General features: G+C 74.7%; 25 protein-coding genes. 10 read left to right on the plus strand and 15 right to left on the minus strand.

Translation table 11 applies throughout. From position 1 onward, the window contains the following. Positions 1–32: 32 nt before the first annotated feature. The 6 genes from WCD41_RS11650 to WCD41_RS11675 all read right to left on the minus strand — a co-directional run bounded on the left by WCD41_RS11650 (position 33) and on the right by WCD41_RS11675 (position 7,623). Positions 33–542: a 2'-5' RNA ligase family protein gene (locus WCD41_RS11650; RefSeq protein ID WP_337713594.1), complete on the minus strand. Its 510-nt coding sequence runs from the start codon at positions 540–542 to the stop codon at positions 33–35. Then, entirely contained in the window at positions 539–1,423 is an 885-nt protein-coding gene (locus WCD41_RS11655; protein WP_337714202.1) for an RluA family pseudouridine synthase, read from the minus strand. Before WCD41_RS11655 ends, WCD41_RS11650 begins: the two co-directional genes overlap by 4 nt. Positions 1,424–1,497: 74 nt before the next feature. Further along, positions 1,498–2,253 (minus strand): DUF5995 family protein, encoded by a 756-nt coding sequence (locus tag WCD41_RS11660; protein WP_337713595.1) that lies wholly within the window; start codon positions 2,251–2,253, stop codon positions 1,498–1,500. Continuing rightward, positions 2,246–5,479, minus strand: a complete 3,234-nt coding sequence (locus tag WCD41_RS11665; protein ID WP_337713596.1) for a helix-turn-helix transcriptional regulator — start codon at positions 5,477–5,479, stop codon at positions 2,246–2,248. Before WCD41_RS11665 ends, WCD41_RS11660 begins: the two co-directional genes overlap by 8 nt. A gap of 272 nt (positions 5,480–5,751) precedes the next feature. Next, on the minus strand, positions 5,752–6,909 hold the full coding sequence (locus WCD41_RS11670; protein ID WP_337713597.1) for a cobalamin-independent methionine synthase II family protein: 1,158 nt from the start codon (positions 6,907–6,909) through the stop codon (positions 5,752–5,754). Positions 6,910–6,945: 36 nt separating this feature from the next. Beyond that, positions 6,946–7,623, minus strand: coding sequence for a TetR/AcrR family transcriptional regulator (locus WCD41_RS11675; protein WP_337713598.1), 678 nt, complete (start codon positions 7,621–7,623; stop codon positions 6,946–6,948). An 83-nt stretch (positions 7,624–7,706) separates the two neighbouring features. Here WCD41_RS11675 and WCD41_RS11680 point away from each other — a divergent pair, with 83 nt between their 5' ends. After that, positions 7,707–8,813, plus strand: coding sequence for an FAD-dependent oxidoreductase (locus tag WCD41_RS11680; RefSeq protein ID WP_337713599.1), 1,107 nt, complete (start codon positions 7,707–7,709; stop codon positions 8,811–8,813). Positions 8,814–8,815: 2 nt separating this feature from the next. Here the strand turns inward: WCD41_RS11680 and WCD41_RS11685 are convergent, their stop codons facing one another. Further along, positions 8,816–10,420, minus strand: coding sequence for an amidase family protein (locus WCD41_RS11685; protein WP_337713600.1), 1,605 nt, complete (start codon positions 10,418–10,420; stop codon positions 8,816–8,818). Continuing rightward, on the minus strand, positions 10,417–11,970 hold the full coding sequence (locus tag WCD41_RS11690; RefSeq protein WP_337713601.1) for an MFS transporter: 1,554 nt from the start codon (positions 11,968–11,970) through the stop codon (positions 10,417–10,419). Before WCD41_RS11690 ends, WCD41_RS11685 begins: the two co-directional genes overlap by 4 nt. A 72-nt stretch (positions 11,971–12,042) precedes the next feature. On the opposite strand from WCD41_RS11690, the gene WCD41_RS11695 reads away from it, so the two are divergent. Further along, a complete protein-coding gene (locus tag WCD41_RS11695; protein WP_337713602.1) occupies positions 12,043–13,665 on the plus strand; it encodes a class I adenylate-forming enzyme family protein in 1,623 nt (540 codons plus the stop codon). 27 nt (positions 13,666–13,692) lie between these two features. On the opposite strand, the gene WCD41_RS11700 is transcribed toward WCD41_RS11695, so the two are convergent. From WCD41_RS11700 to WCD41_RS11715, 4 genes are read right to left on the minus strand one after another with little or no spacing between them, the layout of a single operon-like run. After that, entirely contained in the window at positions 13,693–14,511 is an 819-nt protein-coding gene (locus tag WCD41_RS11700; protein ID WP_337713603.1) for an IclR family transcriptional regulator, read from the minus strand. Beyond that, complete coding sequence (locus WCD41_RS11705; protein WP_337713604.1) at positions 14,508–15,593, minus strand: histidine phosphatase family protein; 1,086 nt, start codon at positions 15,591–15,593, stop codon at positions 14,508–14,510. Before WCD41_RS11705 ends, WCD41_RS11700 begins: the two co-directional genes overlap by 4 nt. Continuing rightward, on the minus strand, positions 15,590–16,528 hold the full coding sequence (locus WCD41_RS11710) for a catechol 2,3-dioxygenase (RefSeq protein ID WP_337713605.1): 939 nt from the start codon (positions 16,526–16,528) through the stop codon (positions 15,590–15,592). The genes WCD41_RS11705 and WCD41_RS11710 overlap by 4 nt, the downstream gene beginning before the upstream one ends. 12 nt (positions 16,529–16,540) lie before the next feature. Beyond that, a complete protein-coding gene (locus WCD41_RS11715; RefSeq protein ID WP_337713606.1) occupies positions 16,541–17,455 on the minus strand; it encodes a catechol 2,3-dioxygenase in 915 nt (304 codons plus the stop codon). A gap of 126 nt (positions 17,456–17,581) precedes the next feature. On the opposite strand from WCD41_RS11715, the gene WCD41_RS11720 reads away from it, so the two are divergent. The 7 genes from WCD41_RS11720 to WCD41_RS11750 all read left to right on the plus strand — a co-directional run bounded on the left by WCD41_RS11720 (position 17,582) and on the right by WCD41_RS11750 (position 22,176). Next, positions 17,582–18,271, plus strand: coding sequence for a hypothetical protein (locus tag WCD41_RS11720; RefSeq protein WP_337713607.1), 690 nt, complete (start codon positions 17,582–17,584; stop codon positions 18,269–18,271). Then, positions 18,268–19,059, plus strand: coding sequence for an IclR family transcriptional regulator (locus tag WCD41_RS11725; protein WP_337713608.1), 792 nt, complete (start codon positions 18,268–18,270; stop codon positions 19,057–19,059). Before WCD41_RS11720 ends, WCD41_RS11725 begins: the two co-directional genes overlap by 4 nt. Then, positions 19,060–19,848 carry a 2-keto-4-pentenoate hydratase gene (locus WCD41_RS11730; RefSeq protein ID WP_337713609.1) on the plus strand — a complete coding sequence of 263 codons (789 nt, stop codon included), beginning with the start codon at positions 19,060–19,062 and terminating at the stop codon, positions 19,846–19,848. A gap of 2 nt (positions 19,849–19,850) precedes the next feature. Then, positions 19,851–20,612 carry a 2-keto-4-pentenoate hydratase gene (locus WCD41_RS11735; RefSeq protein ID WP_337713610.1) on the plus strand — a complete coding sequence of 254 codons (762 nt, stop codon included), beginning with the start codon at positions 19,851–19,853 and terminating at the stop codon, positions 20,610–20,612. Positions 20,613–20,640: 28 nt separating this feature from the next. Beyond that, complete coding sequence (gene thmT / locus WCD41_RS11740; RefSeq protein WP_337713611.1) at positions 20,641–20,871, plus strand: 2-hydroxymuconate tautomerase; 231 nt, start codon at positions 20,641–20,643, stop codon at positions 20,869–20,871. Between the two features lie 5 nt (positions 20,872–20,876). Then, positions 20,877–21,209, plus strand: a complete 333-nt coding sequence (locus tag WCD41_RS11745) for a Rieske (2Fe-2S) protein (RefSeq protein WP_337713612.1) — start codon at positions 20,877–20,879, stop codon at positions 21,207–21,209. Between the two features lie 103 nt (positions 21,210–21,312). Beyond that, entirely contained in the window at positions 21,313–22,176 is an 864-nt protein-coding gene (locus tag WCD41_RS11750) for a proprotein convertase P-domain-containing protein (protein ID WP_337713613.1), read from the plus strand. Positions 22,177–22,443: 267 nt separating this feature from the next. Here WCD41_RS11750 and WCD41_RS11755 read toward each other — a convergent pair whose 3' ends face one another. The 3 genes from WCD41_RS11755 to WCD41_RS11765 form a co-directional block, all read right to left on the minus strand. After that, positions 22,444–22,683, minus strand: a complete 240-nt coding sequence (locus WCD41_RS11755) for a hypothetical protein (RefSeq protein ID WP_337713614.1) — start codon at positions 22,681–22,683, stop codon at positions 22,444–22,446. An 11-nt stretch (positions 22,684–22,694) separates the two neighbouring features. Further along, positions 22,695–24,044, minus strand: coding sequence for a Rieske 2Fe-2S domain-containing protein (locus WCD41_RS11760; protein ID WP_337713615.1), 1,350 nt, complete (start codon positions 24,042–24,044; stop codon positions 22,695–22,697). A gap of 94 nt (positions 24,045–24,138) precedes the next feature. Beyond that, positions 24,139–25,104: a GlxA family transcriptional regulator gene (locus WCD41_RS11765; protein ID WP_337713616.1), complete on the minus strand. Its 966-nt coding sequence runs from the start codon at positions 25,102–25,104 to the stop codon at positions 24,139–24,141. Positions 25,105–25,176: 72 nt separating this feature from the next. On the opposite strand from WCD41_RS11765, the gene WCD41_RS11770 reads away from it, so the two are divergent. Beyond that, positions 25,177–26,481: an MFS transporter gene (locus WCD41_RS11770; RefSeq protein ID WP_337713617.1), complete on the plus strand. Its 1,305-nt coding sequence runs from the start codon at positions 25,177–25,179 to the stop codon at positions 26,479–26,481. Positions 26,482–26,489: the final 8 nt, after the last annotated feature.

Genomic DNA, 26,489 nt, shown 5'->3' on the forward strand with positions numbered 1-26,489 from the left:
CGGCGAGGGGGACGGGCTCGGCGCTCCCGGCCTCAGCCACGGAACGGGAACTCGCCCGCGGCCTCCCACGGTCCGCCGCGGTAGCGCCACAGCGCGAGCCCGACCACGGTGGCGGGGTACGGGGAGTGCGAGGCCACGAGCTCGGCGAGCGTCGCCTTCGCGGTCTCGCCGTCGACCTTGTTCTGGACCGTGACGTGGTGGTGCGGTCGCCGGGCGTCCTGCCGGGTGAGGTCGTCGGCGAAGCGCCGGGCGACCGCCGCGTGGACGGTGTCGAGCCCCGGCGCCTCGATCCGGTAGGCCACGCCTCGCCCGAGCGCGAACGGCGCCCGCACGCGGGCCTCGATCGGCGGGCGCTGCGCGAGCTGTTCCAGCACCGTGACGACCTCGTCCGCCCGGGCGCCCGGGAGGGCGTGGAAGAGCGTCAGGTGCGCCCCGACGACGAGTCGTCGCGACGGGAAGAGGCGTCGTCGCTGCGCGTCGAGCTCCGCCTGGGTCTCCTCGTCGAGCAGCGCGCTGACGATGAGGGGGTCGGTGTCGGTCACGCGCCTCCTGAGGTCGGTCCGTGGGCCCAGCCCGCGGGGTCGTCCCATGCCTGCAGCGTCCGGCGGCTCGTGAAGCGACGCTCCCGGCCGGTGTGCGGGTCGGGGAACGCGAGCTCGCGGGCGAGGAGCTGCAGCGGGGCGCGGAAGTCGTCGAGCGGCACGTCGCGCACCTGCGGGTAGAAGGGGTCACCGAGCAGGGGCAGACCGAGGGACGCCATGTGGACCCGCAGCTGGTGGGTGCGCCCGGTGTGCGGGGTGAGCCGGTAGCGAGCCACGCCGTCGCGGGCCTCGACCAGCTCCACCAGCGTCTCCGCGTTCGGTTCGCCGGGCACCTCGTGCGCGGTCACGACCCCCCGCTCCTTGACGATCCGGCTGCGCACCACCCGCGGCAGGTCGACCGACGGGTCGTGCGGCGCGATCGCCTCGTAGACCTTCGCGACGCGCCGGTCGCGGAACAGGTTCTGGTAGGTCCCGCGCCGGGACGGGTCGACGACGAACAGCACGAGGCCGGCGGTCACGCGGTCCAGGCGGTGCGCCGGGCTCAGCATCGGCAGGCCCAGCTCGTGGCGCAGGCGCACGAGCGCGGTCTCGCGGACGTGGCGCCCCCGCGGGATGGTCGCCAGGAAGTGCGGCTTGTCGACGACGACGATCTCGTCGTCGCGGTGCACGACGGCCACGTCGAACGGGACCGGCGCCTCGTCGGGCAGGTCGCGGTGGAACCAGATCACCGACCGGGGCACGAACGGCGCGTCCGGCGCGAGCGGTCCGTCGTGGTCGACGATCCGGCCTTCCGCGAGCATCGCGTCGACGCGCGCCGGCGGGACCGGCAGCCGGTCGACGAGGTGGTCGCGCAGCGTCGCCCACGGCCCGTCGTCGGGCATCCGCACCCGCGCCGGGTCGAGCCCGTCGCGCGGCGGGAGCGGCGGACTGCGGCGGGGCACCGACCGAGGCTACGTCAGATGAAGATCTGGGCGAGCTTCGTGGCGGTCACGTCGAGCATGGCCGTCGGGCCGACGCGGTAGCCGTCCGTCTTCCGGTGCGGGTACCACCGTTCCGCGTGCGTCCACGCGAAGTCGCGGGTCCCCCGCACCAGCACGTCGCCGACGAGGTTGCCGATGCGGTCGATGATGCCGCCGTCCGGCGCGATCGCCCCCCAGTCGGTCCACGGCACCTTGTTGTCCTCGCACAGCTCGTCCATGCGGTTGTGGAAGATCGTGTTGATCGCGACGTAGTCCTCGTACTGGTCCGCCGTGGTGGCCAGCGGCGTGTCGTGCTCCTGCCACACGTCGAGGAGCGCGAACGCGAGGTCGAAGTTCACGTGGGCGTTGACCCCGGCGACCGCGAAGCGCCACTCGGCGAGGTCCTCCTGGCGCCGCGCGAAGAGCAGCTGCCAGCAGCCCGGTGCGTCCGACCCCTCGTCGAGCCAGTCGCGGAGGGCGTCGAGGTAGCGCTGCGCGAAGGCCAGGTCGAGCTCGTAGATGAACTTCCCGCAGTGGAACAGCTGGCCCTTCTCGTACGCGTCGAGGACGTCCGCGGTGATCCGGTGGTAGAGCCGGCTGAAGCAGGCGATCCCGTCCGCCTTCCCGCGCTCCAGCGCCGAGGCGGTCTCCGCGATGTCCGCGAGTACGGTGACGACCTGCTCGACCTCGGTCGGCTTCTGCTCGGCCAGCGCGCGCAGCCGGCGGCGGTTGTCGGCGATCGATTCAGGCACGGGAACCTCGCTCGGAGCCGGAGGGACGGGCACGGACGCGCTGGAGCAGCGCGGCCGCCTGGGTGCGCGAGCGGGTCCCGGTCTTGGCGAGCACCCGGGAGACGTGCACGGCGACCGTGCGCTCGCTGATGTAGAGGCGGTGGGCGATCTCGCGGTTGGACAGGCCGTCGGCGAGGACGGCGAGCACCTCGTGCTCGCGGGAGGTGAGGGCGGCGAGCTCGGGCGCGCGCCGGGTGGCGGCGGTCGTCCGGTCGCCGGCCGGGGTGGTCACCGGCGCGTCGCCCGCGTGCGCGACGTCGAGCCGGGCGCGGCGGGCGAGGGCCGCGATCTCGTCGAGGAATGGCCCGGCGCCCATCGCCGTGGCGGTCTCGGCGGCCGAGCGCAGCGCGCGGGCGGCCTCCCCGCGACGGGTACCGGTGGCGAGCAGCGCCTCGGCCCGGCGCAGCATCGCGTACGCCGCGGGGTAAGGGTTGAGCTGCGCGCCCCACATCTCGGCGACCTGCGCCCAGGCCGCGGGGTCGGAGGCCCCGGCGGCGCGCCCGCTCTCCGCGCGGCACATCTGCACGTAGGCGAGCACCGTGCGGCGCAGCGCGGGCACGGTGTGGGGCACCCGGCGCTCGAGGTGCGCGACGTGCCGCGCCAGGCGGGCCAGCGCCGCACGGTCGAGCACCATCCCGCGGGCGGCGGCTTCGGCCTCGGCGCGCAGCCCGTGCCAGACGAGCGGGGCGACGAGGAAGACGTCGTCGGGCGTGTGCTCGGCGACGTCGAGGCCCCGCGCGACGAGCGTGCGCGCCAGGTCCGGCCGCCCGCGCCACATCTCCACGCCGGAGCGCAGGGTCAGCAGCGGGACGCGGTAGCGCGAGGCCACCGTCCCGCGGCGGGGCGGCGCCGGCGGCCGGTCGGGGTCGGGCGCGTCGTCGGTGGCCTCCTCGCCGGACGCGCCCGACTCCTCGCCCGTCCCGTCGAGCGCGAGGAGGTCGACCGCGCGGAGGTCCTCGTCGGCCTCGACGAACTCGCCGCGCCCGACCTGGAGGCGGCAGCGCGCCAGCCGGACCTCGAGCGCGTCGGCGCCGGTGGGGGCGAGCGCCCAGGCCTCGTCGACGGCGTCGGACGCCTCGGACCAGCGTCCCAGCCGGAACAGGCCGTTGGCCGCGGTCGCGAGCAGCCGCACCCCGGCGGAGCGGGCGAGCCCGAGGTCGCGCATCCGGGCCACGCCCTGCCGCGCGATCTCGACGCCCTCGTGCAGCTCGCCCAGCGGGCCGGACAGCAGGTCCGCCCACGCCTGGTAGGCGCGCCCGACGGCCGACGCGTCCCCGGTCCGCTCGGCGATCATGAGGCCGTCGGCGACGGCGGCGAGGCCGGCGTCGGGGTTCTCGAGGTAGGCCAGCGCGAAGCCGAGCGTGGCGAGGATCGGCGCCTGCTCGGCGTGCTCGCCCTGCCGGCGGGACACCGCGAGCGCCCGCTCGGCCTCCCGGCGCGCCCCGCGCACGTCGCCGGTGACGAGCAGCGCATCGGCGTGCGCCGCGTGCACGGCGGCGAGCGCCGGGTCCTGGCTCGCGAGCCCGACCCGGTCCGCGGCCCGCCCGGCGTCGTGCAGCACGGCCACCGCGTCGCCGGTCCGCCCCGCGTCGAGCAACGAGCGCCCGAGCCGCACCACCGCGGGCAGCTCGGCGCTCCCCGCGGCGGCGGGGTCGGGCACGAGGCGGCGCAGCAGGTCGACGGCGGCGTCGTACTCACCCGCGAGGCGGGCGGTGTCGGCGGCGTGGGCCAGCAGGACGCCGGCGTCGTCGTCCGCGCCCGCCGGGGGCAGCGCCGGCGGGTGGTGGTGGGGGAGCAGCCGTGCCGCCGGGGGCGCGGAGCGTGCCGCGGCGAGCGCGAGCGCCGCCATCCACTGACGGTGGGCCGTGCCGAACTCGTGCATCTGCTCGGCCACGTGCGCCGCGCGCACCACCGCCGGCAGCGCGCGCTCGGGGTCGTCCGCCCGCGCCCAGTGGTGCGCCCGGCGCAGCGTCCCGGCCGGGTCGAGCCCGGCGCCGCTGTCACCGCCGCCGTCACCGCCGAGGACGCTGTCGTAGGCCAGGGCATAGCGCCGGTGCAGCCCCCGCCGCTCGCCCGGCATCAGCTCGTCGGCGACGACGTCGCGCATGAGCCCGTGACGCAGCGCGTAGCCCTCGACCTGCGGGTCGACGACGACCATCGCCGCCTCGGCGGCCTCGCGCAGCGCCGCGAGCAGGTCGTCCTCGTCGGTGCGCACGACCTCGGCCAGCAGGTGGTGCGGCACCGGTTCCTCGCCGAGCGCGAGCGCGGCCACGACGGTCTGGGCGAGCTGGCGCAGTCCCGAGAGCCGACCGAGCACGAGCCCCCGCAGCCCGGGCGAGAGCCCGTCGGCGGCGCCGTCGGCGACCGCGGCGAGGGTCTCGGCGACGATGAACGGGTTGCCGCCCGAGCGCCGCCACACCAGCTCGGTCAGCGCGGGATCGCCGCCGGTGTCGCGCACGATCCCCTCGACGACGCTGCGGGGCAGGGGCGCGAGCTCGACGGTGCGGACGGCGCGGTCGCGTGCGAGCTCGGGCAGCATCCGCCGCAGGGGATGGGTGACGTCGAGCGCCTCCGAGCGTGCCGTGGCGACGAGCAGCACCGGCTCGTCGGCGAGGTGCGCGACGAGGAAGACGACGAGCTCGCGGGTGGTGCGGTCGGCCCAGTGGAGATCGTCGATGACGACGAGCACGGGCGCCTGCGCGGCGAGCGCGACGAGCACCCGGCGCACGAGCTCCAGCAGGTGCCCGCCCGACGGCGGCACCGCGCCGGGTCCGGGGTCGAGCAGCGGGGCGAGCTCCTCGCGCCACGGGTCCAGGGCGGCGCGCGCGGCGAGCACGGCGGGCGGCGCCAGGCCGGGCGCCGTGTCGGCTGCGGCGTCGGGGGCGCGCAGCAGGCGGCGCAGACCCGTCGCGATCGGCCAGAGCGGGAGCTGCTCGCCGACGTCGACCGCGGCGCCGGTGACGACGACCCCGCCGTCGGCCTCGGCGCGCTCGGCCAGGCCGCGCACGAGACGCGTCTTGCCCGCGCCGGCGTCGCCGGTGAGGACGACGGTGAGCGCGCCGGAGGTGCGGGCGCGGTCCCAGCAGCGGCCGAGGACGGCCGCGTCGCCGGCACGCCAGGGCGGGGGAGCAGCGGCGACCAGGGAAGCGCCCGCGTCCCCCGCTCCCGACACCCCCGGAGCTGGCACGTCCGAGGACGCTAGGCCGGGCGGATCGGTCCGTCCAGCGGCGTACGCACGCCGCCCGGCGGGCTAGTCAATTCTTCTGATGTGCGGGTCGCGCGCGGTCGGCGAGGCTCTGTCACGAGGGCGGGACGACGGTCGTCGGGGGACCGGAGGGGGTCGCTCGGACGTCCTCGCGCTCGCCCGGGCCCTGCGGCCGGGCGCGCGGCGGGAGGGGGAGGCGGGGCCTGCGGGCTCCGGGGGGACGTCCGCGGACCCCGCCTCCCCTTTCCGGGCACTCAGCCCCAGAGGCGCCGGGTCGCGATCTCCGCACCCTGCGAGAGCGCCCGGAACTTCTCCCACACCACCGTCGGGTGCACCTCGGGCGCGTAGCTCGCGCGCGAGGAGAACCCGCAGTCGGCGCCGGCGATGACGTTCTCCCGCCCGACCGCCGAGGCGTACCAGCCGATCATGTCGGCGATCAGCTCCGGGTGTTCGACGTAGTTCTGCGCGTGTCCGAGCAGGCCCGGGATGAGCACCGAGCCCTCGGGCAGCGGGAGGTCCTGCCAGATCGTCCACTCGTGCATGTGGCGCGGGTTGGCCACCTCGAACGAGTAGGCGCCGGCGCGGATGCGGAGCATGGACGGGGCGACCTCGCCCATGCCGATGTCGTGGATCCGCGGTCCGTGGTTGAGCCCGTAGCAGGTGTGCAGCCGGATCTTCTCGGTCGGGATGTCGCGCAGGCTGTGGTTGACGATCTCGGCGTGCTCGCGCGCGGTGCGGTCGCGCTCGGCGGGCTCCAGGGTGGGGTCGGAGAGGATCTCGATGAGCCACGGGTCGTCGATCTGCAGCAGGAAACCGGCGTCGACGATCGCCAGGTACTCCTCGCGCAGCGCCTCCCCGACGGCCTCGTAGTACTCGCGGTCGCTCGCGTAGTACTCGTTGCGCCCGAAGCCGCGCGGCGAGGTCGACGGCATGAACGCCTCGACCACCCCGGACACGCCGGCCAGCGCCTTGTGCAGGTTGGCGAGGTCGGTCTGCAGCTCCTCGTGGCCCGTGTAGCTGACGGGCCCGACGCAGGCGACGCTCTGCATCGGTGCCACGGTCTTCGAGTACTTGCCGAGGTAGCCCTCGTAGTACTCCGGGAACGCGTCGATCTCGACCTGCCAGGACGGCGGGAGGAGGCGCTCGCCGGAGTCGGGCGAGAAGCCGTCGAGCCGGCGCTGGACGTAGGTCGCGAAGCTGACCTTGCCCATCTCGCCGTCGGTGACGACGTCGATGCCGGTCTCGCGCTGGCGCGCGACGACGTCGGCGACGGCGTCGGTCACCTGCCGGGCGAAGAGGTCGGCGTCGTAGGGGCGCCCGTGCTCCTTCTCCCGCATCGTGTCGAGCAGGGCCTCGGGACGGGCGAGGCTGCCGACGTGGGTCGTCAGGACGCGGTCGGTGCTGCGCTGCATGGCACCGACGCTAGGAGCGCGACGGGGAGGCGGGCATCACGTCGTTCCCGTGCCGGGAACGGTCGTGCCGATGCCCGCCAGCACCAGGTCGATCCCCTCGAGGAACTGCTCGCGGTCGTCGTGGGAGCGCATCTGGTCGGCGACGGTGCGGGTGAAGGAGTACTCGTCGGCGTCGAGCTCCTCCCAGGTCGTCGACACGGCCCCGAGGAACTCGTCGCGGTCGACGTCGGGCCCCAGGATGCGCGCGTTCGCGGCGTTCTGGGCGGCGGCGCCGAGGATGTACTGCATGAGCACCGAGGTCACCGTGAACCAGCGATCCTGCGGCACGCCGAGGTCGCGGACCTGCCGCCCGACCCTCTCGAAGATCCGCGGTGACGTCGCCTGCCACGAGCTCGCGGTGAGCCCGCCCGCCACCCAGGGGTGCTCGTCGATCGCGTCGAAGAGGCCGAGCGCCAGGGCGCGGACGTTGTCCCGGGGACTCCCCTCGGGCTCGCCGGCCAGGGTCCCGGCGACGACCGCGTCCGTCGCCGCGGCGAGCAGCTCCTCCTTGTTCGCCACGTGGTGGTAGATCGCGCCGGGGCCGGTCGCCAGCGCCTGCGACAGCGCGCGGAACGTCAGCCCACCCTCGCCCGCCTCGTCGAGCAGGGCGACGGCGGCGTCGACGATGCGCTCGCGGGAGAGCGCCTCGGTGCGCCGGCGTGACGGGGAGGACACGGCGTCATCTTGACACGGATGGAATGGCGTTCCAAGCTTGATCCGACGTTGGAACGTCGTTCCAAACACTCGGAGGAGACGCCATGGACACCCCCGTCACGATCATCGGAGCCGGCCTCGGCGGGCTGGTGCTCGCCCGCGTCCTGGCCGTCCACGACATCCCGGTCACGGTCCACGAGGCCGAACCCTCACCGACCTCGCGCGCCCAGGGCGGGATGCTCGACATCCACGCCGACAGCGGGCAGCCGGCGCTCGCGGCGGCGCAGCTGACCGAAGGGTTCCGAGCCCTCGTCCTCGAGGGCCGGCAGGCGATGCGCATCCTCGACCGCGACGGCACCGTCCTCTACGAGGAGGACGACGACGGGGACGGTGGGCGCCCCGAGGTGCAGCGCGCCGACCTGCGCCGTCTCCTGCTCGACGCCCTGCCGGAGGGCACCGTGCGGTGGGGCCACAAGGTCGTCGGGGTCCGCCCGCTCGGCGGCGGCCGCCACGACGTGCGCTTCGCCGACGGCGACACGGTCACCACGAGCCTGCTCGTCGGCGCCGACGGCGCGTGGTCGCGGGTGCGCCCGCTGCTCTCCGACGCCACCCCGACGTACTCGGGCACGACGTTCGTCGAGACCTGGCTCCACGACGGCGACACCCGCCATCCCGCCGCGGCCGCGGCGGTCGGCGGGGGGTCGCTGATGGCGCCCGAGCCGGGGAAGGGCATCCAGGCGCACCGGGAGGCGGGCGAGACCCTGCACGCCTACGTCGCCCTGTCCAGGCCGCAGGAGTGGTTCGCGGACGCCTCGCTCGCCCGTGTCGCTGCCGAGTTCGCGGGCTGGGCGCCGGAGCTCACCGCCCTGATCACCGAGTCCGACACCGACCCCGTCGTCCGTCCGCTGAACACCTTGCCGATCGGGCACCGGTGGGAGCGCGTTCCCGGCGTGACGCTGGTCGGGGACGCCGCCCATCTGGCGCCCCCGAACGGCGAGGGCGCCAACATCGCCATGCAGGACGGGGCGGAACTGGGTCTCGCGCTCGCCCGGGCCACCGACGTCGAGTCGGCGCTCGCGGACTACGAGCGGGCCCTGTTCCCCCGCGGCGAGGCCGCCGCGACCGACGGCAGCGAGCTCTACGAGCTCATGTTCGGCCCCGCCGCGCCGCACGGCCTGGTCGCGGCGTTCGCCGCCGACGGGCACCCCTGAGATCAGCGCGTCGTGGGGACCACCGCCGGGGCCACCGGCGGCGGGACCCGGGCCGCCAGCGCGCCCTCGATCCCGGCCGCGACCTCGAGCAGCCGGCCCTCGGACCACGGGCCGCCGATCAGCGAGAGCCCGATCGGGAGCCCGTGGGACATCGCCATCGGGACGCTGGTGCTGGGGTAGCCGGCGACGGCCGCCGGGCCGGCCGGGCTGACGGAGAAGTGGTCGCCGTTGACCAGGTCCGTGGGCCAGGCCGGCGCGTTCGTGGGGGAGACCAGGGCGTCCACGCGGCCGCCGGCGAGCGCGGCGTCGAGGTCGGCGCGGCTGAGCGCGACCGCGTCCCGGCGGGCGGCCCGGTAGCGGGGGTCGGCGACGTCGCCGCGGGTCGCGAGCGCCTTCTCGAACAGCTCCTGGCCGAAGAACGGCATCTCCTGCGCGGCGTGCTCGCGACCGAAGGCGACGAGCTCGTCGAGCGAGCGCGGGCCCGACACGCCCGGCGAGCGCAGGTAGGCCGTGAGGTCGTGGGCGACCTCGACGGACAGCGCCGCGTTCGACGCCGTCTTCGCCCGCGCCGTGTTCGGCAGGCCGACGGGGTCGACGAGCTCCGCGCCCAGGCCGCGCAGGCGCTCGAGCGCCGCGGCGTAGGCGGCGTCGGTCTCCTCGCTGGAACCCTGGTCCTCGCGCAGCACGCCGAGCCGGACGCCCGAGAGCGGGCGGGGTGCGACGACGGGAGCGACCCGGTGCGCGTGGGCCTCGGCCGTGGCCGGGTCGCGGGGGTCGCCGCCCTGGATCACCGAGAGCACGAGGGCGGCGTCGCGCACCGAGCGCGCGATCGGGCCCGGCGTGTCCTGGGCCAGCGAGTACGGCACGACGCCCGTGCGGCTCACCAGGCCCAGGCCCGGCTTGACCCCCACCACGCCGTTCGTGCCCGACGGGCACACGATCGAGCCCGAGGTCTCCGTCCCGAGCGCGACCGGCACGAGAGCGGCCGCCACCGCCGCGGCCGATCCCGAGCTCGATCCGCAGGCCGTCCGCGCGGGGTCGTAGGGGTTCCCGGTCGTCGGGGCCACCGCGCTCCAGCCGCTGGCCGACTGCTCCGAGCGGGCGCCGGCCCAGGCCGTCATCGTCGTGGTCCCGACGATCACCGCGCCCGCATCCCGCAGCCGCCGCACGACCTCGGCCTGCGGCGGGCGCGACCCCGCGAGGGCCAGCGACCCCGCCGTCGTCGGCAGGGTCGGCCCGACGCTCGTGTTCGCCTTGACCATGATCGGGACGCCCTCGAGCGGCCCGGCCCGGCCGGCGGCCCGACGCCGGTCGCTCGCCGCGGCTTGCTCGGGTGCGGTCGGGTCGACCGCGAGCACCGCGTGCAGCGACGGGTCGACGGTGCGGATGCGCTCGAGCGACGACGCCGTGAGCGACGCCGCCGAGAGTCGGCCCTGCGCCATCGCGGCCTGCAGCGTGGCGAGGTCGGCGGTCTGGAGGTCGATGCCGCCCGGGGTCGGCGCGGCCGGCGGTCGCGGGTCCTCCATCGGGCGGTCCGCGCATCCGCCGCTCAGGGTGACGAGGACGGCGAGGACGGCGAGCAGGGCGCGTCGGCTGATGATCGTCATGGGTGGGGGTGTCCCGGGGCGGTGGCGGTGTGGGGGTCCGGCTCGGTGGCGGTGCCCGAGACGAGCCCGGTGCCGAGCGCCGCCGGGTCGTCGGGCGTCGTCGTGCGCCGGCGTCGACGGAGGACGTCGGCGAGCCCGAGGCCGCAGGCGGCGAGCACGCAGACCAGGACGACGCCGAGGCCCGCGGCGAGGGCGACCCCGAACCGCTGGCCGGAAGCGGCGAGGACGGCGAAGAACACCGACGCGACCAGCGCGATGCCCACCGACGAGCCGAGACGTTGCGCGGTCTGCTGCATGCCGGCGGCGGTGCCGCCCTGGTCGGTGGGGACGCACTGCAGCGTCAGGGCCTGGTTCGGGGTGATCACGAGCCCGCTGCCGATCCCCGCGACGAGCAGCGGGAGGGCGGTGAGCAGCCCGGTGGACGGGTCGGTCCGGAACCGGACGACGAGCAGCGTCGCCGTGATGCCGGCGGCCATGACCACCGTGCCCGCCACGACGAGCGGACGCCCGACCCGCCCGACGATCCTTCCGCCCCAGGCCGCGGCGACGGCGGAGCCGACCGCGTAGGGCATCGTCGCGAGTCCGGCGAGCAGGGCGGAGTAGCCGAGGCCCTGCTGCAGGTAGATCGTGAGCACGAAGAAGATCGCGGTCGAGCCCGCCATGTAGAGCGTGCCGAGCGCGCTCCCGAGGACGTAGCCGGAGCTGCGCAGGACCCGTTCGTTGAGCAACGGTTCGTGCCCGCGACGGGCGTGGGCGCGTTCCCAGGCCACGAAGCCCACACCGACGGCGAGTCCGACCGCAGCGGTCCACCACGGCGCGGCCGCCGGGTCCCGCTCGGCGAGCACCACCGGCAGCAGGACCCCGAGCACCGCGACGCCCAGGAGCAGCGCGCCGACGGGGTCGAGCGAGGTGCGGGAGCGTTCGCTGCGCGCCGGGTCCGCGGGCAGCACCCGCAGCGCGAGGACGACGGCTGCGAGCCCGAGCGGCAGGTTGACCAGGAAGATCCAGCGCCAGCCCTCGGCCGGCCCGCCGAGCTCGATGAGCAGCCCGCCGAGCAGCGGCCCCACGGCGGTCGAGGTGGCGTTGACCGCGCCGAACACGCCGAACGCGGTGCCCCGCTCTCGGCCGCTGAACAGCTGCTGGATGAGCCCGAGCAGCTGGGGGTTGACCAGCCCGCCGGCGAGGCCCTGCACGAGGCGGGCGACCACGAGCCACAGCGGCGTCTGCGCCAGGCCGGCCGCGAGGCTCGCCAGCGCGAACAGCACGATCCCGGCGACGAGCACGCGCGTGCGGCCCCGGCCGTCCCCGAGACGACCGGCCGGCACGAGGGCCAGGCCGAACGTCAGGGTGTAGCCCGCGACGATCCACGACAGGTCGGCCGGGGTCGCGCCCAGTCCCTCGCGGAACGCGGGCAGCGCGACGTTCACGATGCTGACGTCGACGAAGATCATGACGCCGGCGAGCATGCAGACGGCGAGGGCCCACCACCGTCCCGGGACCGGAGCGGCGGCGCCGTCACCGGGAGCAGGGGGGTCGGACGCGTCGGACACGAGGCCGTGCGTACCCGGGTGGCGTCCGCCGCATGTGTTTTCGTGGTGAGGGGCCCGAGGTATGTCCCCGCGATGCCCGCCCCGCTCTCGACCCCGCCCGTGCCCCGTGGTCTCGTCCGACGTCACCGGGAGGCCGGGCACTGGCGCGACACGACCGTGCTCGACGACCTGCGTGACCAGCTGGACTCCGCGCCCGACCGCACCGTCCTGGTCGACCGCTCCGGCCCGGAGCGCGACGAGGTCTCGGTCGCGGAGCTGGCCCGGCGGATCCAGCGGTGCGCCGAGGCGCTCCGGGCGCTCGGTGTCGGGCGGGGTGAAGCGGTCGGCTACCAGCTCGGCAACCGGTGGGAGACCGTCGCGCTCTTCCACGCCTGCGCCCGGATCGGCGCCGTCGCCGTGCCGCTCGCCCTCTCCCTGGGCGCCGCCGAGGTGGAGCACCGCCTCGCCCTGACCGGTGCCGTGGCCGTGATCGCCGACGGCGACGAGGCCGCCCGCGCGCTGGCCGGCGTGGCGCCGCGGCTCGAGGCGCTCCGCACCGCCCACGCGCTCGACGCGCCCGCCGGCGACCTCGCGGACCTCGCCGCGGTGCTGCCCGACGCGCCGGCGGCCGACCTGGCCACACCCGATGCGGCCGAGGCAGGCCCGGACGACCTCGCCGTCGTGCTGTTCACCTCCGGCACGACGGGCCGGTCCAAGGCCGTGCTCCACACCGCGAACACGCTGTGGGCGGCGACCCGCGGGATGCTCGGGGGTGTCCTCGCCGGCGCGACCGCGCGGCCGAGGGTGCTGACCCCGTCGGTCGCCACGCACGTCATCGGCATCATGACCTCGGCGCTGGGCCCGATCGTGCTCGGCACCTCGACGGTGCTCACCCCGGCGCCGCCGCCGGAGGAGCTGCTCGCGCTGCTGGACGACGAGCGCGTCACCCACCTGCTGGTCGGTCCGACGGGGCTGGACTCGCTGCTGGACGCCCTCGCGCCGGGCCGCACCCCGCCGCGCGACCTCGAGGTGGTCGCCCTGGGCGGCGCGCCGATCGCCGAGCCGGTGCTGGCCAAGACCGATCGCCTGCCGGTGACCTACCGGACCCACTGGGGGATGACCGAGGTGCCCGCCGGCGGCGTGTCGAGCGCGGACGACGACGCCCGCACGTCCTGGCACACCCTCGGCCACGCCCCGCCGGGACTCGAACGGCAGCTCGCCGACGTCGCGGGCACGGTCGGCGAGGTGGTGGTCCGCGGGCCGCAGGTCACCGTCGGCGTGCTCCGCGGCGAGGACGGATCCCCCGCGTGGACCCCGGAGGCCGACGACGGCTGGTTCCGCACCGGCGACCTCGCCGAGGTCGACGCCGCGGGCGAACTGGCCTTCGTCGACCGGGGCAGCGACAAGATCAAGGGGGCCAGCGGCATGCTGATCCCCACCGCGGACGTCGAGGACCTCATCGTCTCGCACCCCGACGTGAGCGAGGCCGTCCTCGTCGGCCACCATCCCGGCGACGGCCAGGAGGAGGTCCCGGCCGCGGTGGTGGTGCCGGCCGACGGCTGTCACCCCGAGCTGGACGCCATCCGGCGCCACCTGCTCGACCGGGGCACGACCGACTGGTACCTGCCCGAGCACCTCGTGCTGGTCGACGCCCTCGCGCGCGACGCCCAGGGCAAGGTCGACAAGCGTGCACTGCGGGCCCGGCTCGACGGTTGAGGTCGGGCGCCGTCCCCGGAGCGGGCCTCAGCCCCGCGCGCGCTCCAGGTCCGCCGAGACGCGCGCCGCCGCCCGGCGCACGCCCTGGACGACCGCCGGCTTGCGGGGTCCGAGGACGCGCGAGGTCGGCCCGACCACCGACAGCGCGGCCACCGGGTGCGGGCGCCCGCCCCGGCGCAGCGTGATCGGCGCCGCGACCGACGACCAGCCGGGCTCGAACTCCTCGCGGGAGGTCGCGTAGCCCTGCTCGCGGGTGATCGCGAGGATCTGCCGGTAGCGCAGCGGGTCGACCACCGTGAACGGCGTGTACCGCTGCAGGCCACGCTCGAGGATCGCGGTGATGAGTGCCGGGTCCGCGGCGGCGAGCACCCGGCCCGCGCTCGACGAGTGCGCCGGGTTGCGGCGGTGCTCGCTGCGGAAGCGCACGTTCATGCCCGCGGCCTCGGCGCGCTCGACGTAGAGCACGTCGGTGCCGACACCGACGCCGAGCTGCACGGTCTCGCGCAGCAGCTCGCGCAGCTCGCCCATCGCGGGCAGGGCGACGTCGCGCAGCATGAGGCGGTCGACGGCGAGCTGGCCGTACTCGAACAGCCGCAGGCCCAGGCGGTAGCGACCCGCGCCGGTGCGCTCGAGCAGCCCGCCGGTGGCCAGCGCGGCGAGCATCCGGCACGCGGTGCTCTTCGCGATGCCCAGCCGGGCGGCGACGCGCGTGGCGCCCAGCTCGGCCTCGTCGGCGAAGCAGTCGAGCACCGACACCGCCGTCGACACCGACCGCAGCGGGGAGTCGTCCTCGGGCGGCCCGACGGCGTTGTCGAGGTCCAGCGGGGGGAGGGACAGGACGGTCATCGGCTCAGGCCTCCCACTGCCTCTTCCCATTGTGGGAACTCGTCCGGCGGCGGCACGTTCACCTCGGTGACCCGGTTGCGGTACGAGACGAAGGCCGTCCGGCAGCCCTCCCGCATCTTGATCCGGATCTCCTCGGTGTTCAGCGGCTCGCCGGGGTCGTAGCCGTGCGCCCAGGTGGCGAACGCGCGCATCGGCCCGGAGTGGGTCGCGGCGAGGATGCGGCGATGGGTGAGCGAGCCGTCCGGCTGCGTCGACTCGGTGATCAGCCGGTGGAACCCGCGCCAGAACCGGCGCACGCACATCGCCGGCGGCTCGAAGTACATCATCGGGATCGTCAGCCACTCCTGGATCGGGTCCGCCCCGCCCAGCTGGGTCCGGTAGAACCGGTCGATCTCGACGAGCCAGCGCGGCCGGTCACCGACCGCGAGCCGCTCGAGGGTCTCGTTGGTGGCCTGGTACTGGCGGAACGCCGAGGTGACGTCGCGCAGGCCGTCCGGGGTCCACACCCCGAAGTTGCGCAGCTCCGGGATCGGCTCCTTCTCGGTGATCTCGGCGTCGATGCCCCACATCTGCAGCCCGTCGGTGACGCCGTTGTAGAGCTGGTCGGCGGTCTGGCGGGCGCGGTTGGTGTCGGCGCAGACCAGGCGCACCTTGTCGCCCTGGTCGAAGCGCCGGGCGAGCTCGTGGCCGCGGCGGTGGGCCTGCCAGCCGCCCATCGGCGTCAGGCCGGCGTCGGTGGAGTAGCCCTGGGTGATGCCGTGCCGGATGATCGAGATCTCGCAGACGATCTTCTCCGACGCGCGGCGCTCCACCGGCGCCGCGACCTCCTTGCCGCGACTCGCCTCCGCCAGCGCCGGCGTGAAGGTCTTCCCCTCGTGCTCGACGGTCCCCGTCTCGCTCGGTGCCGACGCACGCTCGCGGAACCGGCGCAGGTAGAGCGGGGTGCTGCTGTCGGGCTCCGGGGTAGCGGTGGCCTCCGGAGCGTTCTCGGTACCGCGGCGCGAGCGGTAGCGGGACAGGTAGTCCGGGGCCTCGTAGCGGTGGACGGACCGCGCGTCGGGGCGTTGCTCGGTGCCCGTCACGAGTGCACCGTGAAGAAGCGCTCGTTGACCTGGCGGTGGTAGTAGAAGATGGCGCGCCCCATCTCCTCCTCGGTCCAGGTGATCGGCTCGAAGTCGGGGTCGACCCAGTAGCCGCCGGTGAAGAGCTCGTTGCGGTTGCCCGAGGGGTCGAAGAAGTAGGTCGTGTAGCCGCGGGTCACGCCGTGGCGCGTGGGCGCGACGTCGATCGTCACGCCGTGGTAGGCGAGCGCGTCGGCCGCCTCGCGGATGCCGTTCCAGTCGTCCATCCAGAACGCGAAGTGGTGCAGCGCCCCGTTCGGCCCCGTGATCACGGCGATGTCGTGCGGCGTGTGGGAGTGCTCGAGGAACGTCGCGAGCTGGTGGCCGTCGTTGGCGAGGATCTGCTCGGTGAGCCGGAACTCGAGCAGCTCGGTGAAGAACGCCGTGAACGCCTCGACGTCCTCCGCCATGACGAACAGGTGGTCCAGGCGCGGCGGCGCGATCCCGATGAGGTCCTGCGGGCGGGGCGGCGGGTTCGTCTTCGGCAGCATGTTGCCGATCCGCTCGGTGCCGTGCGTGAGCTCCACGAGGTGACCGGACGGGGCGTCGAAGCGGATCGCCTCGCCCCAGCCCGGGCCCAGCTCGCGGGCCGCGAAGCGCTTGACCGGCACGCCGGCCGCCTCGAGCTTGGCGGTGAAGTGGTCGAGGTCGGCGGCCTCGTTGAGCTTGAACGACATGTGGTCGAGGCCGTGGGTGGGGGCCTCGCGCAGGATCACCGAGTGGTGCTCGCGCTCGTCCCAGCACTTGAGGAACACCCGCGGGGCGCCGTCGCGCTCGTCGCGCGCGGTCTCCAGGAGGCCGAGGACCTCCGTGTAGTAGGCGGTGGCGAGCTCCAGGTCGGGGACCCGGACCTCGACGTGCTGCAACCGGATGATCCGGTCGGAGGTGGTGGCCACGTCGTCGTCCCCTTACGTGTGCATCCGCAGGAACCGCTGGCTGATGACGTTCTCGTAGTAGAAGAGGCCCTTGCCGAAGTTGTCCTCGGTCCAGGTGAGGATCTCGGTGTCGGGGTCGACCCAGTAGCCGCCGGTGAAGACCTCGTTGCGGATGCCGAGCGGGTCGAAGAAGTAGATGGTGTTGCCGCGGGTGACGCCGTGGCGCGTCGGGCCCTGGTCGATCTGCACCCCGTTGAAGGCCAGCGTGTCCGCGGCCTTGCGGATGTGGTCCCAGTCGTCGAGCCAGTACGCCCAGTGGTGCAGGGCGCCGTTGGGGCCGTTGACGATGGCGATGTCGTGGGGGGAGCGGGTGTTGCCCGCGAGCCACACGCCGAGCTGGTGGCCGTTGCCGTCGAGGACCTGCTCGGTCATGCGCATCCCGAGCACGTCGATGAAGAACGACGCGGACTCCGCGACCTCCTCGGCGTTGACCAGCATGTGGTCCATGCGCGGTGGCGCGATGCCGGGCAGGTCGGGCGGCGGGACCGGTGACGGGTTGTGCTTGCCGAGGATGTTGCCGGTCTTCTCGATGTCCCAGACCAGCTCCATGATCTGGCCGGACGGCACCTCGAACCGGATCGACTCGCCCTGGCCGACCGCACCGCCGCGACTGACGCGCGTGGTGGGGCAGCCGTAGGCCTCGACCTTCTTCTCGAACTCGTGGAGGTCGTCCTCCTCCTCGACGCGGAAGGTGAACGAGTCCATGCCGGTGCGCGGGTTGTAGCGCATCCGCAGCGAGTGGTGGTCCTCCTCGTCCCAGCACTTGAGGTAGACGCAGTCGTCGGTGCGCGCCACCTGCTGGAGGCCCATCACCTCGGTGTAGTACGCCGCCGAGAGATCGAGGTCGGGCGTGCGGACGTCGACGTGGGCCAGGCGGAGGATTCCCATGCGAGATGCCCTTTCCCGGGCGGGACCGGCTTCCTTGACGCCGCGACGCTAACCGCCCTAGCGTTCCGGAAGGAAGAAGCGCTGTTCCGTTCTCCGGAACGGCAGGGGTTGACGGGAGGGGGCGACGTGGCCGATCCGATGGCCATGCGCCGTGCGGTCGCGGGCTACGTCGAGGGCATCCACCGCGCGTACCTGAAGCAGGCCGAGACATTCCCGCCCGCGGTGCAGGGGCGGCTGCCGCTGATCGCGGCCGGCCGGGTCACGGTGGCCGCGGTCGGCGCGCGCAACCTGCACGTCCTCGCCACCACCGAGGGGCTCGGGCCGACGCGAGGCCAGGAGGTGGAGCTGCCGGGGTCGGCGGACGGCCTCGAGTGGGTCGTGCGCTTCTACGACCCGGTGGTCGTGCCCGCGCTGGGGCTCATCGACGAGTCGGAGGGACCGGCCTCGGACAAGGTCCGCGGCGCGCTGGGCATCTCGACGGTGGTCTACCACGTGGTCACGCAGCCGGGCTCGGGATTGTCGCCGCACCACGCGGGCCACGTCGGCTCCGGGCTGGCCAGTGCCCACTCCGCCGCGGCGCGCGACTTCGAGCGCCTGCGCGACCGGGCCCGCGGGCGCGAGGCGCTGGTCGACGAGATGGAGGGCGCCGCGGTCGCGGGGCTCGCCCGCGCGCAGATCCTGCTGGCGCGGGCCATCCGCCCGTACGACACCGCCGTCGGGGAAGCCGTGGACGCGTCGTTGAGGCCGGGGGCGACGCCGGACCCGGACGCCGTGCGCAAGGTCCTGTTGAACGCCTTCACGGAGGAACCGGCGTGACCGACGCGCCGCTGCAGACGGTCACCAACGCCGCGCGGCTGCTCAAGGCGTTCCTCACCCGCGAGGAGTCGCTCGGCGTCTCCGAGCTCGCCCGCCGTCTCGGGCTGGGCAAGAGCGCAGTGCACCGGCTGCTGACCACGCTCGCCGCGGAGGGGCTCGTCGAGCAGGACCCCCGCACGGGCGGCTACCGGCTCGGGCTCGTGGTCTTCGAGCTCGGCGAGGCCGTGCGCGTGCACATGGACCTCCACGCCGCCGCGGGGTCGGTGCTCGCGCACCTGCGGGAGGAGACCGGCGAGTCGGCGCAGGTCGGGATGCTCGACGGCCACGACGTCGTCTACGTCGACCGGCTCGAGTCGAGCCACGCGCTGCGCCTGTTCACCGAGACCGGCCGGCGCGTGCCGGTGCACTGCACGAGCTCGGGGAAGGTGCTCCTCGCGTTCGCGCCCGAGCCGGTCCGCGAGCGCTACCTGGCGACGGCGACGCTGACCCGGCACACGCCCCACACGCTGACCGACCCCGACGAGCTGCGCCGGGCGCTGGTCACCGTGCGTGCGCGCGGCTGGGCCGACGCCGTCGACGAGCGTGAGGTCGGCGTCGCCTCCCTCGCCGCGCCGATCCGGGACGTGCGGGGTGCGGTCGTCGCCGCGATCGGCATCGGCGCGCCCGTCAGCCGGTTCCGTGCGATGCCCCGCAAGCGCCTGGCCCGCACGGTCGTCGAGGCCGGCGAGGCCGTGTCCCGTCGCCTGGGGTGGTCCGAACAGGCCCCCGTACTCGAGAAGGAGAGCTGAGTGGCCGTCACCGACGCCGCCGCCAAGGCGCGAGCCCTGTACGAGGCCCGGCGCACGCGCGTGCCGATCGCACCGTTCACCGACACCGAGCCCGACCTCGACATGGCCGACGGCTACGCGATCCAGCAGGAGCTCGTGCCGCTGCTGCTCGCCGACGGCGACCGGCTCGTCGGGCACAAGGTCGGCGTCACGTCCGCGGCGATGCAGAAGATGATCGGGATCGACACCCCCGACTACGGTCCGGTGCTCTCGTCGACGGTCTACCGCGACGGCGACGCGATCCCGCTCTCGCGCTTCATCGCGCCGAAGGTCGAGGCCGAGATCGTCTTCGTGCTAGGGTCCCGGCTGCAGGGCCCGGGCGTGGGGCCGACCGACGTGGCGCCGGCCGTCGCGGGGGTCGCGGCGGCCATGGAGATCGTCGACTCGCGCATCGCCGACTGGCGGATCAAGCTCGCCGACACCGTCGCCGACCTCGCCTCCAACGGCGCGGTCGCCGTGTCGTCGCGGCTGGTGCCCCTCGAGGGGCTGGACACCCGGCTGATCGGGATGACGTTCACGCGCAACGGGGAGCTGGTCGACACCGGCGCCGGCGCCGCGGCGCTCGGCGACCCGCTCGCGGTGGTGGCGTGGCTGGCGAACGTGCTGGGCGAGGCCGGGGTGGCGCTCGAGCCCGGCCACATGATCATGACCGGCGCGCTGCACGCGGCGGTCCCGCTCGCCGCGGGCGACGTGTTCCGCGCCGAGTTCGACCGGCTCGGGCCGGTGACGATCCGGGTGAAGGAGTCCTGAGGATGGCCGATGTCCAGGAGTTGGCTTCTCGCCTGACGAAGGCCGTGACCGAGCGGACGGCGATCGAGCCGCTCACCGACGACGTGACGGACCTCGACCTCGAGACCGGCTACGCCGTGCAGCGCGTGCTGCGCGACCAGGCCGGCCCGCGGGTCGGCTGGAAGCTCGGGGTGACCTCGCGGGCGAAGCAGGCCCAGGTCGGGGTGTCCGACCCGGTGTGCGGGTTCCTGCCCGGCACCGGGGCGCTCGACCTCGGGGAGCCGCTGCGCACCGGGGAGCTGATCCAGCCGCGCGCCGAGCCGGAGATCGTGTTCATCCTCGGGCGGGACCTGGCGGGCGCGCACGTCACCGCCGCCGACGTGCTGTCCGCGACGTCGGGGCTCGCCGTCGGCATCGAGATCCTCGACTCCCGGTTCCGCGACTACCGCTTCACCATGGCCGACGTGGTCGCCGACAACACCTCGGCGGCGCGCTTCGTCGTCGGCACCCCGGTGCCGGCGGCCGGCATCGACGTCCGGCTGGTCGGGGTGCTGCTGGAGAAGAACGGCGAGCTCGTGGCCACCGCCTCGGGTGCCGCGTCGCTCGGGCACCCCGCCGCGGCCGTGGCCTGGCTGGTGCGCCGTCTCGCCGCGTCGGGCGAGGGCCTCGCGGCCGGCGAGGTCGTCCTCTCCGGCGGCCTCACCGCCGCCACGCCCGTCGTCGCCGGCGACGTCGTCGCCGTGACCATCGACCGTCTCGGGACGGTCGAGCTCGCCTGTACGTGAGCACTTTACGGGCCTAGAGGCCCGGAAAGTGCTCACATGGACGGAAGGCAACGACATGCCGCTCGTGCAGATCACCCTCGCCCGGGGCCGCAGCCCCGAGCAGCTCGCCGCACTCGGGGAGGAGGTGACGGCCGCCGTGACGAAGGCGGTCGGCGCGCCCGCCGAGAACGTGCGCGTCGTCGTCACCGAGTGCGAGCCCGAGAACTGGTTCGTGGGCGGTGAGTCGCTCGCCGCGCTGAGGGCGTCGGGCCGGCGGTGACGCTCGTGCGCGTCGACGCGCCGGGGGTCGTCACGAGCGACGACGGCCGGCGCTTCGTCGTGCTCGCCGTCCCCGACGGCCTGCGCGTCGTCGACGCCGTGTGCCCCCACAACCGGGGTCCTCTCGAGCAGGGCTGGGTCCGCGACGGCGGGACGCTCGTCTGCCCGTGGCACTGGTACCGCTTCGACCTCGACACGGGGGAGTGCGCGACCTCGCCGCAGCACGTCCTCGGCGTCCACCCCGTGCGCGAGATCGATGGGGTGACCTACGCCGACGTCGGCGAGCCGCCCCGGGAGCTGTCATGGTCGGAGCGGCTGCGGGCGCACGCGCGGGAGTGAGCTCGGGAGTGGTCCGCCCGGTTCGTCCGATCCTCGCGGGGGCTCCCCGGTGATGTCGTGAGGGGCGACCTCACGACGCGGCGTGGGAGGTATGTTGCCGCGCGTGTCCTCCCCTTTCGGCGGTGGCTCCGGCTCCGGTGACCCCGACCGCCCGGAGTCGTTCGGCTCCCAGCCCACGCAGTACGGGCCCACGGCCGACCCGTCGGCGTCCGGGTACGGCGCGCCCGACGGGCAGTCGTCGTCGGGACCCCAGCCGTACTACGGGGGAGATCCGTACCAGCAGGGGTACGGGCAGCAGGGCTACGGGCAGCAGGGGTACGGCCAGCAGCCGTACGGCCAGCCCGGGTACGGGCAGCAGCCCGGCTACGGGCAGCCCTACGGGCAGCCGGGGTACGGGCAGCAGCCCGGCTACGGCCAGCCCGGCTACGGCCAGCCCGGCTACGGGCAGCCGCCGGGGTACGGCCCCTACGGCTACGGCCAGCAGCCGCCGCCGAAGAAGAGCAAGGCGCTGCCGTGGATCCTCGGCGGCGGTGCGGTGGTCGTCGTCGCGATCATCGCCATCGTCGTCCTCGTCGTGGTGCTGGGCGGGGGCACCGTCGAGGGTGTCTCGACGCGGTCGGTCTCCATCCCCGACGCCGACCCGGCCGGCATCACCGACCAGATCGTGCTCGACGGGTCCGGCACGGTCTCGTCGATCCAGGTCAACGCCACCGTCAGCCACCCGTACGTCTGCGACCTCGTCGTCACGCTGCGCTCGCCGCAGGGCGCGACGGCGGTGCTCTCCGACACCGATCAATGCGACCGCAACCGCCCGGGCCTCGCGCTCGCACTCGACAGCCGCCAGGGCGGCCCGCTGGCCCCGCTCGTCGGGCAACCGGTGCAGGGCCCCTGGACGCTCTCGGTGGCCGACCGCGTCGCGATCGACCGCGGGACCCTCGACGGCTGGAGCGTCCGGGTCGAGGACTGACGCGTCGCGCCCGGCCCCGGGGAGATCAGGGGCGCCAGGTGCACGCGGATGACGCGATCGACGTGCCTGACGCGCTCGTGATCTCCGCGAGGAGCGCCGTCCCGGCCGCGAGCGGCACCTTCGGCAGGCGCGACGGGCTGTCGATCATGCCGAACGTGCCGCTCGTGCCGGCGGTGCCCAGCGGCGTTCCGGCGAGGGGCGCCCTTCGCCCGCTAGTTCGAGCGAAGGTGCCCTTCGGTCAGCACCGGGTGGGCGGCGGCGCCCGCCTCAGTGCTCCGGCTCGTGCCCGACGGCCCTGTCGCCCGTGGTGGTGACCTCGCCGGTCCAGTCGCAGCTCGCGCACCAGCAGTAGAACCGGCGCGCGTCGCCCTCCCAGAACTCGTTCGCCAGCCCGAGGTCGCGCGCGCAGGCCGGGCAGAAGCGGGGGGCGTCGCGGCGGTGGGCCTCGACGTCGCCGGCGAACCGGCGGTCGATCTTCGCGCCGGGCGAGCCGTCGGGGACCGTCACGGCAGACAGTCTCACCGCGGGATCAGGCCCGAGTCCACCTGCGCGGAGGTGTCCGGGGCGAGGGTCGCGGTGCCGATGCCGCCCGCGGGCGTGAACGACGGGCGCCCGGCCTCCTTGTCGGCCGCGACCCGTGCCGCGGCGTCGAGGTGCACCTGCTTGATGGGCTCGAGGTCGGGGGAGTAGCGCGTGGACCCCATATTGCAGAAGTCGATCGCGAACTCGGCGCCGCCGGCGTGGAACTTGTCCTTCTCGCACGGCAGGTCGATGCGCTCGTGGGGCTCGCGGATGGTGCCGAGCGGGTCCTCGCCCTTGGCGACGGCCTGCATCGACTGGCGGAACATCTTGCGCAGCAGCGAGACGCCGATGTCCGAGCGGCCGAGGTGCTCGGTGGTGCGGTCGGTGATCGGCCCCTGCGTCACCCAGGCCATGATGTCCTGGCCCTCGACGTAGTTGACGACGTGGTTCCCGCGCTCGTCGAAGACCGGGATCTCGTAGTCCGGCACCCGTTCCTGCACGACGGGCTCGTAGCCCTCCGGGGCGTGGACGGTGTAGAGCATGAACCGCGTGGTCGTGCGGTTGATCGGCACGCGGATCTGCATCTGGTGGATGCCGCCGCCCCCGACGCGCATGTTGTACGGGAAGACGAGCGGGTGGCCGACCTTCCAGTCGTCGTTGTCCTCGCTCGCCCCGGCGAGCACCCGGCGCTTGATGATCCCCCACTCGAACGCGTCGAAGCCGATGCGCTGGTGCTTCTTCCCGAACGACGCGGGCGCTTCGAAGCCCTCGTGGCGGCCGATGAACTCGAAGTAGCGCCCGTGAAGGTGCTCGACGTGGTGCGGGTCGACGGCGTTCTCCATGACCTGCACGTAGTTGCAGGGGATGTCCGCCCAGCCGATGTCGCGGTAGCCGTCCATGACGTAGACGTCGAAGCGCGGCAGCAGCGGCGCCGGGTCCGGGCCGATGTAGGCCCACACGAGCCCGCCGAGCTCCTCGACCTTCCCGGCCGTGGCGCGGACCCGCTCCTGGAAGTTCGTGTTCTCCTTCTCCGCCGGCTGGTCGGTGCACGCGCCGTCGGTGTCGAACTTCCAGCCGTGGTACGGGCAGCGCAGCCCGTCGCCCTCGACGACGCCGTAGGCCATCGACGCCTTCCGGTGCGGGCAGGGCTCGGGGATGATCCCGTACTTCCCGGACGGCGTGCGCCACAGCGCGAAGAACTCGCCGAGCAGCTCGACGCGCTTGACGGGGAACTCGGTGAGCTCGCGGGTGAACGCGACGGGGTACCAGTAACGGCGCAGCACCTCACCCATCGGGGTGCCGGCCTCGACGGCGGTGAGTTCCTCGTTCTGCTCGGCGGTCAGCACCGGTGTCCTCCCGGGGGTGTGGCGGTGTCCCCGACGCTAGGGAGCGCCCGGGCGCCGGAGAAGAGCCGCATCCCGCTCCGCGGGACGGCGGTGCTCAGGCGCCCTCGCGGCGGAACCGGCGCCGGTAGGCCAGCGGCGAGAGGCCGACCTCGTCGGCGAGGTGGGCCCGCAGCGACGCGGCCGTGCCGAGGCCGGCGGCCGTGGCGACGCGGTCGACCGGCAGGTCGCTGCCCTCGAGCAGGCGCCGGGCGCGGGCGACGCGCTGGGCGACCAGCCACGCGTGCGGCGAGGTGCCGGTCTCGGCGCGGAAGCGGCGGGTGAAGGTGCGCACGCTCATCGACGCCCGGGCTGCGAGGCCCGCGACGTCGATGTCCTCGTCGAGGTGCTCCACCGCCCACGCCCGGACCGCGCCGGTGGTGCCCGCGCCCGCCGGGGGCAGCGGGTGGTCGATGAACTGCGCCTGCCCGCCGTCGCGCCACGGGGCGACGACGAGGTGGCGCGCGACGGCGTTGGCGACCTCCGCGCCGTGGTCGCCGCGCAGCACGTGCAGGCACAGGTCGAGGCCGGCGGCGAGGCCCGCGGAGGTGGCGACGTCGCCGTCGTCGACGAAGAGCACGGACTCGTCGACGTCGAGGTGCGGGTGCAGGCGGCGCAGGTCGGCGGCGCGGGCCCAGTGCGTCGCCACCCGGCGCCCGTCGAGACGCCCCGCCGCCGCGAGGACGAACGCTCCGGTGCAGATGGAGAGCCAGCGGGCGTGGGCGGGGACGGTGTCCAGCGCCGCGAGCAGGTCGTCGGGAAGGACGCCGTCGCGGCGGGCGGGGACGTAGTGGGTGCCCGGCACGATCACGGTGTCGGCGGCGGCCAGGGCCTCCGGTCCGTGCTCGAGGAGCAGGGAGAACCCGGCGGTCGACGGCACCCGCTCGCTCAGGCCGCAGACGCGCACGTCGTAGAGCGGGCGTCCGGAGGCGTCCTCGGCGGTGCCGAACACCTGCGGCGGGATCTGCAGGTCGAAGCCGACGACCTCGGGCAGGGCGAGGACGGCGACGACGTGAGGCCTCATGGCCGGATTCTTGCACGAGTTGTCGTTCCGGCCACTGGTCCGTTGGGCGGAGAGGGCGCAGGCTGTCCGCTCGTGACCGAGACGCGGCCCGAGACGCCGAGCCCGCCCCGAGCCCGTTCCGCCTGGCCGTGGGCCGTCGCCGCGACGGCGTTCGTCACCCTGCTCGGGGCCTCCGGCTTCCGCTCCGCGCCCGGGGTGTTCGTCGAGCCGCTGCACGCCGAGTTCGGGTGGTCGACGGCGACGATCTCGTCGGCGGTGTCGCTGAACCTGCTGCTCTACGGCCTCGTCTCGCCCTTCGCGGCGGCGCTGATGGAGCGCTTCGGGATGCGCCGCGTCGTCTCCGTCGCCCTCCTGCTCGTCGCGGCCGGCAGCGGGCTCACCGTCTTCATGACGACCGCCTGGCAGCTGGTGCTGCTCTGGGGCGTGCTCGTCGGCGTCGGCACCGGCTCGATGGCCCTGGCGTTCGTCGCGACCGTGACCGGGCGCTGGTTCGTCGCCCGCCGGGGGCTCGTCTCCGGCGTGCTCACCGCCGCGCAGGCCGCCGGCGGCCTGGTGTTCCTGCCGCTCATGGCCTCGCTCGCGGGCTCGGTGGGCTGGCGGTTCGCGTCCCTGGTCATCGCGGCGGGCGCGCTGCTGGTCGTCCCGCTGGTCCTGCTCTTCCTGCGCAACCGGCCGTCGGACGTCGGGACGGTCGCCCACGGCGCCACCCCCGGCGAGGACGAGCCCGAGGAGGTCGTCACGGGCGGCGCGGCCCGGCGCAGCATCACGGTGCTGCGCGACGCCGCCCGGACCGGGACGTTCTGGCTGCTCGCGGGCGGCTTCGCGATCTGCGGCGCGACGACCGTCGGCCTGCTCAACACCCACTTCGTCCCCGCGGCCCACGACCACGGCATGCCCGCCACCACCGCCGCCGGGCTGCTCGCCGTCGTCGGGGTCTTCGACGTCGTCGGGACGATCGCGTCGGGGTACTTCACCGACCGCGTCGACCCGCGCAAGCTCCTGGCCGTCTACTACGTCCTGCGCGGCGCGTCCCTGGCGTTCCTGCCGTTCCTGCTGGCGCCGAGCGCCGCCCCGCCGCTGTGGGCGTTCATCATCTTCTACGGCCTGGACTGGGTCGCGACGGTGCCGCCGACGGTCGCCCTGTGCCGCGAGCGTTTCGGCGCGCGCGCCCCGATCGTGTTCGGCTGGGTCTTCGCCGCGCACCAGGCCGGGTCCGCGATCGCCGCCGTCGGCGCGGGTCTCGTGCGGGACCTCACCGGGGCCTACGACGGCGCCTGGTGGGGCGCGGGCGCGCTGTGCCTGGTCGCGGCCGTGCTCTCGCTGGCGGTCCCGCGGATGCTCGCGACCCGCCCTGCCGCCGAGGTCGCCCGGAGCTAACGTCCGGC

This window comes from Actinomycetospora aeridis (assembly GCF_037400275.1).
GTDB classification, from domain to species: Bacteria; Actinomycetota; Actinomycetes; order Mycobacteriales; family Pseudonocardiaceae; genus Actinomycetospora; species Actinomycetospora aeridis.